General features: G+C 73.5%; 14 protein-coding genes. 8 read left to right on the top strand and 6 right to left on the bottom strand.

The features are described from left to right. Nucleotides 1-164 precede the first annotated feature (164 nt). From ACIPPM_RS27390 to ACIPPM_RS27380, 3 genes are all read left to right on the top strand, one after another. Nucleotides 165-1,535: a peptidase C39 family protein gene (locus ACIPPM_RS27390; RefSeq protein WP_401452576.1), complete on the top strand. Its 1,371-nt coding sequence runs from the start codon at nucleotides 165-167 to the stop codon at nucleotides 1,533-1,535. A gap of 100 nt (nucleotides 1,536-1,635) precedes the next feature. Then, nucleotides 1,636-2,289, top strand: coding sequence for a TetR/AcrR family transcriptional regulator (locus ACIPPM_RS27385; RefSeq protein ID WP_401452574.1), 654 nt, complete (start codon nucleotides 1,636-1,638; stop codon nucleotides 2,287-2,289). Between the two features lie 219 nt (nucleotides 2,290-2,508). After that, nucleotides 2,509-3,681: an acyl-CoA dehydrogenase gene (locus ACIPPM_RS27380; RefSeq protein WP_401452572.1), complete on the top strand. Its 1,173-nt coding sequence runs from the start codon at nucleotides 2,509-2,511 to the stop codon at nucleotides 3,679-3,681. Here the strand turns inward: ACIPPM_RS27380 and ACIPPM_RS27375 are convergent. Beyond that, entirely contained in the window at nucleotides 3,644-3,886 is a 243-nt protein-coding gene (locus ACIPPM_RS27375; protein ID WP_401452570.1) for a hypothetical protein, read from the bottom strand. The two genes, ACIPPM_RS27380 and ACIPPM_RS27375, sit on opposite strands and share 38 nt — an antisense overlap. Nucleotides 3,887-4,030: 144 nt before the next feature. After that, complete coding sequence (locus ACIPPM_RS27370) at nucleotides 4,031-4,474, bottom strand: hypothetical protein (protein ID WP_401452568.1); 444 nt, start codon at nucleotides 4,472-4,474, stop codon at nucleotides 4,031-4,033. Nucleotides 4,475-4,709: 235 nt separating this feature from the next. Between ACIPPM_RS27370 and ACIPPM_RS27365 the strand changes: the two genes are divergently transcribed. From ACIPPM_RS27365 to fxsA, 4 genes are all read left to right on the top strand, one after another. After that, nucleotides 4,710-5,153 carry an Lrp/AsnC family transcriptional regulator gene (locus ACIPPM_RS27365; protein WP_030810457.1) on the top strand — a complete coding sequence of 148 codons (444 nt, stop codon included), beginning with the start codon at nucleotides 4,710-4,712 and terminating at the stop codon, nucleotides 5,151-5,153. A 59-nt stretch (nucleotides 5,154-5,212) separates the two neighbouring features. Further along, complete coding sequence (locus ACIPPM_RS27360; protein WP_401452566.1) at nucleotides 5,213-6,817, top strand: amidohydrolase; 1,605 nt, start codon at nucleotides 5,213-5,215, stop codon at nucleotides 6,815-6,817. 522 nt (nucleotides 6,818-7,339) lie between these two features. Then, nucleotides 7,340-8,128, top strand: coding sequence for a polyprenol monophosphomannose synthase (locus tag ACIPPM_RS27355; RefSeq protein ID WP_401452564.1), 789 nt, complete (start codon nucleotides 7,340-7,342; stop codon nucleotides 8,126-8,128). 75 nt (nucleotides 8,129-8,203) lie between these two features. Further along, complete coding sequence (gene fxsA, locus ACIPPM_RS27350) at nucleotides 8,204-8,770, top strand: FxsA family membrane protein (RefSeq protein ID WP_401452562.1); 567 nt, start codon at nucleotides 8,204-8,206, stop codon at nucleotides 8,768-8,770. A gap of 141 nt (nucleotides 8,771-8,911) precedes the next feature. Here fxsA and ACIPPM_RS27345 read toward each other — a convergent pair whose 3' ends face one another. The 4 genes from ACIPPM_RS27345 to ACIPPM_RS27330 form a co-directional block, all read right to left on the bottom strand. Further along, nucleotides 8,912-9,286 (bottom strand): RNA polymerase-binding protein RbpA, encoded by a 375-nt coding sequence (locus tag ACIPPM_RS27345; protein ID WP_042173984.1) that lies wholly within the window; start codon nucleotides 9,284-9,286, stop codon nucleotides 8,912-8,914. 267 nt (nucleotides 9,287-9,553) lie between these two features. Beyond that, the gene (locus ACIPPM_RS27340) at nucleotides 9,554-10,900 is read right to left on the bottom strand and encodes an MFS transporter (RefSeq protein WP_401452560.1); all 1,347 of its coding nucleotides are present in this window, start codon (nucleotides 10,898-10,900) and stop codon (nucleotides 9,554-9,556) included. A gap of 63 nt (nucleotides 10,901-10,963) precedes the next feature. Further along, a complete protein-coding gene (locus tag ACIPPM_RS27335) occupies nucleotides 10,964-11,740 on the bottom strand; it encodes a glycerophosphodiester phosphodiesterase (RefSeq protein ID WP_401452558.1) in 777 nt (258 codons plus the stop codon). Then, nucleotides 11,737-12,390 carry a YitT family protein gene (locus ACIPPM_RS27330; RefSeq protein WP_401452556.1) on the bottom strand — a complete coding sequence of 218 codons (654 nt, stop codon included), beginning with the start codon at nucleotides 12,388-12,390 and terminating at the stop codon, nucleotides 11,737-11,739. Before ACIPPM_RS27330 ends, ACIPPM_RS27335 begins: the two co-directional genes overlap by 4 nt. Before the next feature lie 102 nt (nucleotides 12,391-12,492). Here ACIPPM_RS27330 and ACIPPM_RS27325 point away from each other — a divergent pair, with 102 nt between their 5' ends. Continuing rightward, complete coding sequence (locus tag ACIPPM_RS27325) at nucleotides 12,493-13,998, top strand: PLP-dependent aminotransferase family protein (RefSeq protein ID WP_401452554.1); 1,506 nt, start codon at nucleotides 12,493-12,495, stop codon at nucleotides 13,996-13,998. The last annotated feature ends 103 nt before the right edge of the window (nucleotides 13,999-14,101 follow it).

Genomic DNA, 14,101 nt, shown 5'->3' with positions numbered 1-14,101 from the left:
TGTCATCAATGGTGGAGACCAATATTCATGGGCGCGGCATGGGTCGAAGTGCTGGCAGGGGCATGTCCGCTGCTCCATAGTTGGCGCACAACCGTGCACCCGAGTTGGCGCACGCCCGTGCACCTGAACCGTCCCGACCCGGACACCTGGGGGTAGTCGCGCCCATGAGCAGAGCCCAGCAGCCGTCCCGCCGTACCGTTCTGGCTGCCGCCTTCGCTGTCGCGGCGGTCGCCGGAACGGTACCCGCGGCCGCCGCCACCGCACCGGCGGCCGCCGACGCCGACGACGCGGGCCGCGCGCCCGCCCGTCCCGTCGACAACCGCGCCTGGACCACGTACCTCGACTGGCGCGGCGGCACCGGACAGGGCGTCCGGACCGTCCCCGGCCGGCGCCCCGGCATCGCCATCGGCGCGCCCCGGGGCAGCGCGGACTACACCGACCCGCACACCGGCACCACCGCCACCTGGGAGTACGCGACCTGGACCTCCCCGCTCCACCGGCTCCGGGTGCCCGCCACCGAGCTGATCGCCTCCTGGAACGCGGACACCCCCGCGGGCACCTGGCTGCAGATCGAGCTCCAGGCGACATACTCCGACGGCACCGCCGCCCCCTGGTACGTGATGGGCCGCTGGGCCGCGGGCGACGAGGACATCAAGCGGACCTCGGTGGACGACCAGAGCGACGGCAAGAGCTCGGTGTGGACCGACACCTTCGCCATCGACGACGCGAGCACCGGCCTGCGCGCGACGGCGTACCGGCTGCGGCTCACCCTGTACCGGACGCCGGGCACCCGCCGCACCCCGACCGTGTGGCGGGTCGGCGCGATGGGCTCCGACGTCCCCGACCGCTTCACCGTCCCGGCGTCCACCCCCGGTCTCGCCCGCGAACTCGTCGTCCCGCGCTACTCGCAGGAGATCCACAAGGGCCAGTACCCCGAGTACGACAACGGCGGCGAGGCGTGGTGCAGCCCGACCTCCTCGCAGATGATCGTCGAGTACTGGGGCGGCCGCCTCACCCCGGAGCAGCTCGCCTGGGTCGACCCCTCCTACGCGGACCCGCAGGTCGACCACGCGGCCCGGTACACCTACGACTACCAGTACACCGGCTGCGGCAACTGGCCGTTCAACGCGGCCTACGCGGCCACCTTCCCCGGCATCCAGGGCGTGGTGACCCGGCTGGGCTCGCTCACCGACCTGGAGACCCTGATCGCGGCGGGCATCCCGGCCATCACCTCCCAGTCGTTCCTCAAGACCGAGCTGACCGGCGCCGGTTACGGCACCTCCGGCCACCTGATGACGGTCATCGGCTTCACCGCCGCCGGCGACGTCATCGCCAACGACCCGGCCTCACCCGGCGACCCCGAGGTGCGCCGGGTCTACGCCCGCCGGGAATACGAAAACATTTGGCTGCGCACCAAGCGCTATGACGCGAACGGCCAGGTCAGGAGCGGTACGGGCGGCGTCTGCTACCTGTACTTCCCGGCCCGCCCGACCCCGCGCCAGCTCCGCGCGCTCGCGGCGGTGGGCGTGCGCTGACCCGGTACGGGGGGGGGGGGGGGGGGGGGCCCCCCCCCCCCCCCCCTCTGCCATACTGCGCGGGTCCCGCCGAACGCCGAGACCAGGGCAGACTGTGAGCGTGCGTCAGCAACAAGCGGCCGTCCCCGTCCGGGCGCGCGGCACCGACCGCTCCGCGGCCCGCCGTGCCGAACTCCTCGCCATCGGGCGCGCGCTGTTCGCGGACACCTCCTACGACGCGCTGTCCATGGACGACATCGCCCGCCAGGCCCATGTCGCCAAAGGCCTGATCTACTACTACTTCCGCTCCAAGCGCGGCTACTACCTGGCGATCGTCCAGGACTCCGTCGCCGAGCTGGTCGCCTTCGCCGCCAGCGGCGCCGAACTGCCCCAGGTGGACCGCCTCCAGCGCACCATCGACGGCTACCTCCGCTTCGCCGAGCACCACCAGGCCGCGTACCGCACCATCGTCAGCGGCGGCGTCGGCTTCGACGCCGAGGTGCACGCCATCCGGGACGGGGTGCGCGCGGCCATCGTCGCCACCATCGCCGACGGCGCGTACGGCAGGACCGACATCGGCCCGCTGGCCCGCACCGGACTGTTCTCCTGGGTGTGCAGCGTCGAGGGGACCACGCTCGACTGGATCGGCCGCCCCGAGCTGACCCGCGCCGCCCTCGGCGAGCTGCTGGTGAAGACGCTCGGCGGCACCCTGCGCGCGATCGAGGAGCTGGACCCCTCCTGTCCGGCCCCGCCACCGGCCCGCCGCGACGGCTGACGAAAGCCCCCGGAACGGCCCCGGCTGGATTCTTGAAGTAAGCGGTCGTTAACTGGTGACGGGAGGTCCCCGATCGGGCATACTCACGGCACAAGCCGCTGGTCAGCCGCTTCCGAGACCCGGAGGCGCACCCTCGGCGAAACCGGAGCGATCGCGCGGAGCCGCCCCACCCAAGGCGCACATCCGCCGATGTGCCCGCACAGGGAGGAGTCCGACGCCATGTCCGACCGCGAAACGCAGCCGGTGGAGCGTCAACTGCCCACGGACGAGGCGAGGGATCTGCTCGCCCTGGTCCGGGACATCGCACAGCGCGAGATCGCGCCGAAGGCGGCCGAGGAGGAGGACGCCGGACGCTTCCCCCGCGAGGTCTTCACCCTGCTCTCGGAGGCGGGGCTGCTGGGCCTGCCCTACGACCCCGAGCACGGCGGCGGCGAGCAGCCCTACGAGGTCTACCTCCAGGTGCTGGAGGAGCTGTCCACGGCCCGTCTCACCGTCGGCCTCGGCGTCAGCGTGCACACCCTCGCCTCGTACGCGCTCGCCACCCACGGCACCAAGCAGCAGCAGGTCGAGCACCTGCCCGCCATGCTCGGCGGCGGCCTGCTCGGCGCCTACTGCCTCTCCGAGGCGTCCTCCGGCTCCGACGCCGCCTCCCTGCGCACCAGGGCCGTCCGGGACGGCGACGACTGGGTGCTCAGCGGCACCAAGGCGTGGATCACCCACGGCGGCATCGCCGACTTCTACACCGTGATGGCCCGCACCGGCGAGGACGGCCCGCGCGGCATCACCGCCTTCCTGGTGCCCGGCGACGCCGAGGGCCTCAGTGCGGCCGCGCCCGAGAAGAAGATGGGCCTCAAGGGCAGCCCCACCGCCCAGATTCACCTGGACGGCGTACGCGTCCCGGACGAGCGCCGCATCGGCGAGGAGGGCCAGGGCTTCGGCATCGCCCTGTCCGCCCTCGACTCGGGGCGGCTCGGCATAGCGGCCTGCGCCATCGGTGTCGCCCAGTCGGCCCTGGACCAGGCGGTGTCCTACGCGGCCGAGCGCCGCCAGTTCGGCCACCCCATCGCGGACTTCCAGGGACTGCGCTTCATGCTGGCCGACATGGCCACCCAGATCGAGGCCGGCCGGGCGCTGTACCTGGCGGCGGCCCGGCTGAAGGACGCGGGCAGGCCGTTCGCCAAGCAGGCCGCCATGGCCAAGCTGCACTGCACCGACACCGCCATGCGGGTCACCATCGACGCCGTGCAGATCCTCGGCGGGTACGGCTACACCGCCGACTTCCCCGCCGAGCGGCTCATGCGCGAGGCCAAGGTGCTCCAGATCGTCGAGGGCACCAACCAGATCCAGCGGATGGTCATCGCTCGTCACCTGGCGGGGCCGGAGAGTCGCTGAACTGCCCCCTGCGCACGATCGGGGCCGCCAGCGCGGTCCACTCCGGGTCCTGGCGCCCCGGCAGTGTGCGGCCCAGGTCGGCCCAGATCCGCATCAGCTCGGTGTAGATGGGCGGGTCCGGGTGCTGCGGCGACGAAGCCGAATCCGCGGGCCGGGGCAGGTAGACGCGGCGCTGACGCCCGGTGGCCGTCTGAGTGGGAGTCATGCCTGGCCAACGCGAGCGCGCGGGGACGGGTCACCGGCGCGGGGAATCGAGCGTCAGTTCAGCGCCGTCCTCATCCCGAACGGAACGCGGTGACCCCGCGGCACTCGCCGCGGGGTCACCGGTACGTTCGCTGTCCTGACGGGCTCAGGCGGCGGCCTGGCCGCGCATGAACGGCAACCGCAGCGGGCGCGAACCCGGACCGCCCACGTGCGAGAACGGCTGTGTACGCCAGTCCAGGCCCTGGGGGAGCGTGAGCAGCAGGGCGGTGTCCTGCTCCTGCGGCTCGAAGGACTCGTCGGCGGGGCGGGCGTCCGCCGCCGCGCGGCCCGTACCGGCACAGGCCGTCAGGCCGAACGGGTTCCACGGCGAGGCGCACAGCGCGTGCTCCGGCAGGGACTCCTCGTCCGCCAACAGCGCGATGGCCTGCGCGCAGTCCGGGCAGATCACCCGGTACATCTCGAAGGTGTCGTAGTCGGCGTCGAGGTCGTAGGCGTCACCGGAACCCGGTTCGACGCCCTCCGGCTCGGGCTCGACGACCGACTGCTGCCGCTTGGCGGCGGAACGCACGGGGCGCTTGACACTCTGCATGGGATTCTCCCCCTAAGGCTGGGCCGTGAAGGCACTGCGGCCTCGACCACAGCAAGCACTTCCCGCAGGTTCTCGGCGGTAATCGTGAGAACCTCACGCAGCGCGTTCATGTGGTGTGGCGTTCGTCACAGGCTAACGGTGGATATCCGCCCAGATGCCGCGAGCCGCGCCATCAAAGATCCCCGAAGCCCGCCCGCGCGCACGCGCGCGGGACGGCACGGTAGGTTTTGGCGGCATGGAGGAGCTGGATCGTCAGATCGTGCAGCTGCTCGTCAAGGACGGGCGGATGAGCTACACGGACCTGGGCAAGGCCACGGGCCTGTCCACGTCGGCCGTGCACCAGCGGGTGCGGCGGCTCGAACAGCGGGGTGTCATCCGCGGCTACGCCGCCGTCGTCGACCCCGAGGCCGTCGGGCTGCCGATGACCGCGTTCATCTCCGTCAAGCCCTTCGACCCCAGCGCCCCCGACGACATCGCCGAACGGCTCGCGGGCGTCCCCGAGATCGAGGCGTGCCACAGCGTCGCCGGGGACGAGAACTACATCCTCAAGGTGCGGGTGGCCACCCCGCACGAACTGGAGGAGCTGCTCGCCCGGCTCCGCTCCCTGGCCGGGGTCTCCACCCGGACCACGGTCGTGCTGTCCACGCCCTACGAGGCACGCCCGCCGAAGATCTCCTGAGCCGCCCGACACGCGCCCCGGTTCCGGGCGCCGCGCGGACACGGGAGAGACTGGTGGGCATGAGTGAGCAGCCCGCCGCCCCCCGGACCGTCCTCCTGCGCCGAGGAGAGGTCCACAGCCCCGCCGACCCCTTCGCCACCGCGATGGTGGTGGAGCGCGGCCAGGTCGCCTGGGTGGGCTCCGAGGGCGCCGCCGACGCCTTCGCCGACGGGGTGGACGAGGTGATCGACCTCGACGGCGCCCTGGTCACCCCCGCCTTCACCGACGCCCACGTCCACACCACCGCCACCGGACTCGCCCTGACCGGCCTCGACCTCTCCGGCGCGCCGACGCTGGAGGCGGCCCTCGCCCTGGTCCGGGACTTCGCCGCCGCCCGCCCCGCCGACCGGGTCCTGCTGGGCCACGGCTGGGACGCCGCCCGCTGGCCCGGCGGCCGTCCGCCGACGCGCGCGGAGCTGGACGCCGCCACCGGGGGCCGCCCGCTCTACCTCTCCCGCGCCGACGTCCACTCGGCCGTCGTCAGCACCGCCCTGCTGGACCTCGTCCCGGCCGGGGTGAGCCGCGCCGACGCCCCGCTCACCGCCGACGACCACCATGCCGTCCGCGAGGCCGCCCTGGGCGCGCTCGCCCCGGCCCAGCGGGACGAGGCCCAGCGCACCGCGCTCGCGCACGCGGCCTCCCTCGGCATCGGCTCGGTGCACGAGTGCGGCGGCCCGCAGATCTCCTCCGAGGACGACTTCACCGGCCTGCTGAGGCTCGCCGCCGAGCTGTCCGGCCCCCGCGTCGTCGGCTACTGGGCCGACCGGGACGTCGACAGGGCCCGCGAACTGGGCGCGGTCGGCGCGGCCGGTGACCTCTTCGTGGACGGGGCGCTCGGCTCCCACACCGCCTGCCTGCACCAGCCGTACACCGACGCCCCGCACACCGGAACCGCCTACCTGGACGCCGACGCGGTCGCCGAACACGTCGTCGCCTGCACCGAGGCCGGGCTCCAGGCGGGCTTCCACGCCATCGGCGACGCCGCCGTCACCGCCGTCGTCGAGGGCGTCCGCGCCGCCGCCGAGAAGGTCGGCCTCGCCCGTGTCCGGGCCGCCCGGCACCGGGTCGAGCACGCCGAGATGCTCACCCCGGACACCGTCGCCGCCTTCGCCGAGCTGGGCCTGATCGCCTCCGTCCAGCCCGCCTTCGACGCCGTCTGGGGCGGCGACGACGGCATGTACGCCGACCGGCTGGGCGTCGAGCGGGCCCGCACCCTCAACCCGTACGCGGCCCTGCTGCGCGCCGGGGTGCCGCTGGCCTTCGGGTCCGACAGCCCGGTCACCCCGCTCGACCCCTGGGGCACCGTCCGCGCCGCCGCCTTCCACCGCACGCCGGAGCACCGGGTGTCGGTGCGGGCCGCGTTCACCGCGCACACGCGCGGCGGCTGGCGCGCCATCGGCCGGGACGACGCGGGCGTCCTGGTGCCGGGCGCGCCCGCCGACTACGCGGTCTGGCACACCGGCGACCTGATCGTGCAGGCCCCCGACGACCGGGTGGCCCGCTGGTCCACCGATCCGCGTTCCGGCACCCCCGGCCTGCCCGACCTCACCCCCGGCACCGGACTCCCGGTCTGTCTGCGGACGGTGGTCGGGGGACGGACGGTGTTCGTACGGCCGGGCGAGTGATCTCGCGCCCCGCCGTCCCGCCGAACGGGTGGCCCCGCCCGGGCGTCCGACCTGCGCATCCCCGCCGTTTCCGTGCCCCCGCCGGTGTACGCCCAGGCCAGGGGGCTGTTGACAGCCGACGGCGGCCGCCCGGTAGGTTCGGCCGAGTCCACCAACGGACGTTCGACCGGGGAGTGTTCGCGCACTCGTCGCAGCGCCACTGGGTCAGGACGGTGTGCCGTACCGGGGCACCGTCGACGGCAGCCAGGCGCAGTGCTCGCGCCGACGAGGGAGCGCTCCGGCCGGTCGGCAAGGTGTGACCCGGATGGGGCCCGCGCGCTCAGTAGACAACGGCTCTCGGTCGACCCGCAGCCAGCGGGTCCCAGGCCGGCCCGAAGGGCGGCGCGGGCCCCCATCCGTCGCCGGAGAGCACGCTTCTGCCCAGGTCGTCGAGTCCCGAAACCACCCGCGGCCCGTGCCGCGGCGTCAACACAGGCCGTGACCACTATGGTGGACGCCTGCGCACGACATGAAGGGGCAGCAGTGAACGACGGCGACGGGACCCTCTCCGCCAAGGCCAGAGGGCGGCAGTTCGGTCCGCTCGGCACGGCCTTGGTGATCATTCCGACCTACAACGAGGCGGAGAACATCAAGGCCATCGTGGGCCGGGTACGCAAGGCGGTCCCCGAGGCGCACGTCCTCGTGGCGGACGACAACAGCCCGGACGGCACCGGCAAGCTGGCCGACGAGCTGGCCGTCGCGGACGACCACGTCCAGGTGCTGCACCGCAAGGGCAAGGAGGGCCTGGGCGCCGCCTACCTCGCGGGCTTCCGCTGGGGCATGGAGCACGACTACGGCGTGCTGGTCGAGATGGACGCCGACGGCTCCCACCAGCCCGAGGAACTGCCCCGGCTGCTGACCGCCCTCAAGGGCGCCGACCTGGTGCTCGGCTCGCGCTGGGTGCCCGGCGGCCGGGTGGTGAACTGGCCCAGGTCCCGCGAGGTCATCTCCCGCGGCGGCAGCCTCTACTCCCGTATCGCGCTCGACCTGCCGCTGCGCGACATCACCGGCGGCTACCGCGCCTTCCGCGCCGAGACGCTCCAGGGGCTCGGACTGGAGGAGGTCGCCTCGCAGGGCTACTGCTTCCAGGTCGACCTCGCCCGCCGCGCGGTCAAGGCCGGGTATCACGTGGTGGAGGTCCCCATCACGTTCGTGGAGCGCGAGTTCGGCGACTCCAAGATGAGCAAGGACATCCTCGTGGAGGCCCTGTGGCGGGTCACCGCGTGGGGCGTGGGCGACCGCGTCGGCAAGATCAAGGCCAGGGGCAGGTAGCACCCGTACGGGCCCGGCGGGCGGGATGATCCACCCCTTATGCGGCACTGAGCCGGGCCCAGGCACACTGGAAGCATGACGACTGGCGCATCCACTCCTCCGCAGACCGGGCAGACCGGGCGGCCCAGGCGTTCGGCGCCGCGCAGGTATCTGCCGCTGGGCATCGCCGCGTGGCTGGTGCTGGAGATCTGGCTGCTCGTCCTGGTCGCGGACGCGGCCGGCGGGCTCGCCGTGTTCCTGATCCTGGCCGCGGGCTTCGTCGCGGGCGCGGTCGTGGTGAAGCGGGCGGGCCGCCGCGCCTTCCGCAACCTGGACGAGGCCCTGCGCCGCGGCACCGCGCCCTCCTCCGGCGGCGGCAGCAACGGCCTGCTGATGCTCGCCGGACTCCTGCTGATGCTCCCCGGCATGCTCTCCGACGTGGCCGGACTGCTCCTGCTGCTGCCCCCGGTGCAGAACGTCGTCCGCCGCCGCACCGAGCATCTGGTGAACCGCAAGCTGGGCGGGGCCGGGCGGGGTTCCCTCGGTGACGCCTTCCAGCAGGTCCGCATCCACCATCCGGACGGCAAGGTGGTGCAGGGCGAGGTCATCCACGAGCGCCGCGACGACCCCACCGACGAGCCCCGGCCGCCGCTGAACCGCTGAGCCGCTCAACCGCTGAGCCGGGCGGGCCGCCCGCCTCGCCGGGGTCCGGACAGCACAGAACCGCGGGCGCCGCACATCCCTGAAGATGTGCGGCGCCCGCGGTTGTTCGCTGTGCGCTCGATCCGGCGCAGCCCCTGGGGGCTACGCGGACTTGCGGCTGTCGCGCGGGTGTACCGCGATGTTCATCGCGCCCGAACGCAGCACCGCCAGACGCTCCTCGAGGACCTCTTCGAGTTCCTCGCGGGTGCGCCGTTCCATCAGCATGTCCCAGTGGGTACGCGCGGGCTTGGCCTTCTTCTCCTCAGGGCCGTTGCCGTCGACCAGGAGTGCCTGGGCCCCGCAGACCTTGCACTCCCACTCCGGCGGAATCTCCGCCTCGACCGAGAAGGGCATCTCGAAACGATGCCCCTTCTCGCATGCGTACTCCACGGCCTGGCGCGGGGCCAGGTCGATACCGCGGTCCGTCTCGTAGCTGGTCACCACGAGGCGCGTACCGCGAAGAGCTCGCTCACTCATGAATCGTGCCTCCCGGGCTTGTCGCCCACAGGACAGGTGTCGCTGTCGTCGTCATCCGGTCAACGTCCGGTCGGCGGTAAAGATTCCCGTCCGGAGTCCCGTTCCGGGCCGCGCGTCGCCGTCGTAGCCGCCCCTTGTTCTACCCACAGGCGTCCGGTTTGTCACATCTGCGCGCAGATATGACCCAGCGTTTCACTGTCTTTGACGCGCAGTAACGGTACGCCTGGCAGGCCAAACGCGTACACTACCGCCCTTTCGTGTTGAACACTAAATTCTCTCCGGGACCGGATTCCCCGCCTCGCCGATCGCACGCCGCACCGGCACCCGCGCCAGCAGGACGAAACCGATCACGAAGAAGGCCACCAGCGAGACGATCGCGGAGCGGTAGCTCCCGGTGAGCTGGTAGGTCACCCCGAACAGCAGCGGGCCGAGCCAGCTCATGCCCCGGTCGCTCAGCTCGTACGCGGAGAAGTACTCCGCCTCCTTGCCCGGCGGCACCAGATGCGAGAACAGCGAGCGGGACAGCGCCTGGCTGCCGCCGAGCACCAGCCCGATCGCGGCGGCCAGGACGTAGAAGAACACCGGCGCCCCGGCGGGCAGGAAGTACCCGGCGGTCAGGGTGAGCGTCCAGGCCACCAGGGAGCCGAGGATCGTGCGCCGGGCGCCGTGGGTCCGCGCCAGCCTGCCCATCGCCAGCGCGCCCGCCACCGCCAGCACCTGCACCAGCAGCACCGCGCCGATCAGCGTGGACTGCCCGAGCCCCAGCTCCTCCGAGCCGTACACCGACGCCTGGGTGATCACCGTCTGGATGCCGTCGTTGTAGACGAGGTACGCCAGCAGGAAGGCGAGGGTGTGGGGGTGGCGGCGCATGTCCCGCACCGTCGCCGCGAGCTGGCGCAGCCCGGTCGGGGCGGCGCCCGCCACGCGCGCGTGCCGGTCGCGCAGTCGGCGCAGCGGGATCAGCGCGAAGGCGCCCCACCACAGCCCGGCCGAGGCGAGACAGATCCGCACGGCGGCCGTCTCGGAGAGCCCGAAGGAGTCGTGGGCCGTGTACAGCACCAGGTCGACGACCAGCATCAGGGAGCCCGCCGCGTAGCCGAAGGCCCAGCCGCGCGAGGAGACCCGGTCGCGGTCGGCGGGCGGGGCGATCTGCGGCAGATAGGAGTTGTAGAGCATCATCCCGACCGACTGCGCCGCGTTGGCCACCACCAGCAGCAGCCCGCCCAGCAGATAGCGGTCGCCGTCCAGGAAGAACATGCCCGTGGTCGCGGCCGCCCCGGTGTACGCGGCCGCCGCCAGCAGCGGCTTCTTACGCCCCGTACGGTCGGCCAGGCTCCCCACCAGGGGCATCACCAGCACCGCGACGATCACCGACAGGGACACGGTGTACGCGAAGAACGAGCCCGCCCGCACCGGTATCCCGAGCGGGTGCACATAGCCCTCGGCGTCGGCCGCGTGCCGGGCCACGGCGGTGAGGTACGGGCCGAGGAACACGGTCAGGACGCTCGTGGAGTAGACCGAGCACGCCCAGTCGTACCAGTACCAGCCGCGCTGCTCGCGCCGTAGCCCCGCCGCCTCGTCGGACGCCCCCGCCCGCACGGTGTCGATCCCCACCCCGCGCCCTCGCTTCCCCGCCGCAGTGCCGTGCCAAGGCGGGGGAGGTGGTACGGGACCGGGTCAGACCCAGACGCCGCGGTCCTCCATGACCTCGCGCAACGTGTCGATGTGATCGGTCATGATGCCATCGACTCCCAGATCCAGGAGCCGGTGCATCCGCTCGGGTTCGTTGACCGTCCACACGTGCACCTGGAGCCCCAGCGCGTGCGCCGCCCGCACGAAGCGCCGGTCGGCCACCGGGACGCCCGACTGGGCCTCCGGCACCTGCGCCGCCACGGCCGAGCCGCGCACCGGGGCGGGCAATCCCCACGAGCGCAGCCGCAGCCCCAGTACGCCGAGGGTGCCGAACGAGGTGGCCAGCCTCGGCCCCGCCAGCCGCTGCGCGCGCCGTACCCGCGCCTCCGAGAAGGAGCCCAGGCAGACGCGGTCCCAGGCGTCCGCGCGGCCGACCAGCTCCAGGAAGGGCAGCAGCGCCGCCTCCGCCTTCACGTCCACGTTCCAGCGGACCTCGGGGAACGTCTCCAGCAGCTCCGCGAAGAGCGGTACGGGCTCCTTGCCGCCCACCCGCGCGTGCCGGACCTCCGCCCACGGCAGGTCGGCGATGCGGCCGGTGCCGTCGGTGACCCGGTCCAGGGAGTCGTCGTGGAAGGCGACCAGCGTGCCGTCCGCGGTGAGGTGGACGTCGGTCTCGATGTAGCGGTAGCCCAGCTCCACCGCCCGGCGGAACTGCGCCACGGTGTTCTCGGTCTTCTCCGGTCCCTCGGCCGCCCCGCCCCGGTGGGCGAAGGCGATGGGGCCGGGATGGTCCAGGTACGGATGGCGTATCGGCTCGGTCACCGGCGCAGTATCGCGCGCTCCGGCGCACCGGAGGCAACCACCCTGGTCGTCGCGGGCGCCGGGCGCAGCGCGAAGAGGCGCAGGAAGAACTGGGCGAGCGGGCCGATCGCCAGCGCGTACAGCACGGTGCCGACGCCGACCGTGCCGCCGAGGGCGAAGCCGGTCGCCACCACCGTGACCTCCACGCAGGTGCGGATCAGCCGGATCGAGCGGCCGGTGCGGCGGTGCAGGCCGGTCATCAGACCGTCGCGCGGGCCGGGACCGAAGTCCGCCGCGATGTACAGGCCGGTCGCCGCGCCGTTCAGCACGATCCCGGAGACCAGCAGCGCGATCCGCGCCGCCATGCCGTGCGCGCCGGGCAGCACGGACAGGGTGGCGTCCATGGCGAAACCGATCACCAGCACGTTGGAGACCGTGCCCAGGCCGGGGCGCTGGCGCAGCGGTATCCACAGCAGCAGGATCGCGGCGCCGAGCAGGGTCAGCACCACGCCCATGCTGAGTCCGGTGCGGGCGGCGAGCCCCTGGTGCAGCACGTTCCACGGCTCCAGGCCGAGGCCCGACCGGACGAGCAGCGCGGAACTCGCCCCGTACAGCGCGAGTCCGGCGTACAGCTGGAACAACCGGCGGGTGAGACGGTCCGGAGTGGCCATGGGATACCCCCCTGGGTGGTGACGGTGGCCTGACCCGTGCCACTCTGTGGCTTGAGGCGGAGGGCCATCCATGGCCAATCCGGGGAAGGTGGACTGATCTTCATGGCACATTGGACCTCTGCGGTGGGTGCCGCGCAGCTCGCCCGGCTCCTCGGCTCCCAGCAGGACCGCCCCGGCGGCCCCGGCACGCGCCGCCCGCCCGCCTACCGCGCCCTGGCCGACGGCATCCGGCTGCTCGTGCTGGAGGGCCGCGTCCCCGTGGCCGCCCGGCTGCCCGCCGAACGCGAACTGGCCCTCGCCCTCTCCGTCAGCCGCACCACCGTCGCCGCCGCCTACGAGACCCTGCGCACCGAGGGCTTCCTGGAGTCCCGGCGCGGGGCGGGCAGTTGGACGGCCGTCCCGGCGGGCAACCCGCTGCCCGCGCGCGGACTGGAGCCCCTGCCGCCCGAGACGCTCGGCTCCCTGATCGACCTGGGCTGCGCGGCCCTCCCGGCGCCCGAGCCGTGGCTCACCCGCGCGGTCACCGGCGCGCTGGAGGACCTGCCGCCCTACGCCCACACCCACGGCGACTACCCGGCCGGGCTGCCCGCGCTGCGCGCCATGATCGCCGAGCGGTACACCGCGCGCGGCATCCCGACCATGCCCGAGCAGATCATGGTGACCACCGGTGCGATGGGCGCCATCGACGCGATCTGCCATCTCTTCGCGGGCCGGGGCGAGCGGATCGCCGTGGAGTCGCCGTCCTACGCCAACATCCTCCAGCTCATGCGGGAGGCGGGCGCCCGGCTGGTGCCCGTCGCCATGGCCGAGGGGCTCAGCGGCTGGGACCTCGACCGCTGGCGCCAGGTGCTGCGCGAGGCCGCGCCCCGGCTCGCCTACGTCGTCGCCGACTTCCACAACCCGACGGGCGCGCTGGCCGACGAGGACCAGCGGCGCCGTCTCGTCGACGCGGCCCGCGCGGCCGGGACCGTGCTGGTGGCCGACGAGACGATGAGCGAGCTGTGGTTCGACGAGGAGCTGGGCCGGACCATGCCGCGCCCGATGTGCGGCTTCGACCCGGCCGGTTCCACCGTCATCACGGTCGGCTCGGCCAGCAAGGCGTTCTGGGCCGGGATGCGCATCGGCTGGGTGCGCGCCGCCCCGGACGTCATCCGCAGCCTGGTCTCCGCGCGCGCCTACGCCGACATGGGCACCCCTGTCCTCGAACAGCTCGCCGTGCACTGGCTGTTCAGCAGCGGCGGCTGGGAGCAGGCGGTGGCGCTCCGCCGCGCCCAGGCCCGCGAGAACCGGGACGCCCTCATCACCGCGCTGCGCCGCGAGCTGCCCGACTGGGAGTACGAGGTGCCGTCCGGCGGTCTGACCCTCTGGGTCCGGGCCGGTGGCCTCTCCGGTTCCCGCCTCGCCGAGGTGGGCGAGCGCGTCGGCGTCCGGGTCCCCTCCGGCCCCCGCTTCGGCGTGGACGGCGCCTTCGAGGGGTATCTGCGGCTGCCGTTCACGGTGGGGGGCGCGGTGGCGGACGAGGCGGCCGCCCGGCTGGCGTCGGCGGCCCGGCTGGTGGAGTCGGGGGCCAGCGGGGGCGGCGAGGCGCCGGGGTCCTTCGTGGCGTAGAAGCCCGGCCGTTCGGGGGGGGGGGGGGGGGGGGGGGGGGGGGGGGGGGGGGGCGGGGGCGGGGGGGGGGGGGGGGGGGGGGGCCGCGCGGGGGGGGGGGCGG

It is taken from the genome of Streptomyces sp. NPDC090119 (genome assembly GCF_044747085.1).
Lineage (GTDB): Bacteria > Actinomycetota > Actinomycetes > Streptomycetales > Streptomycetaceae > Streptomyces.
This window is presented reverse-complemented; position numbering and strand designations above follow the sequence as displayed.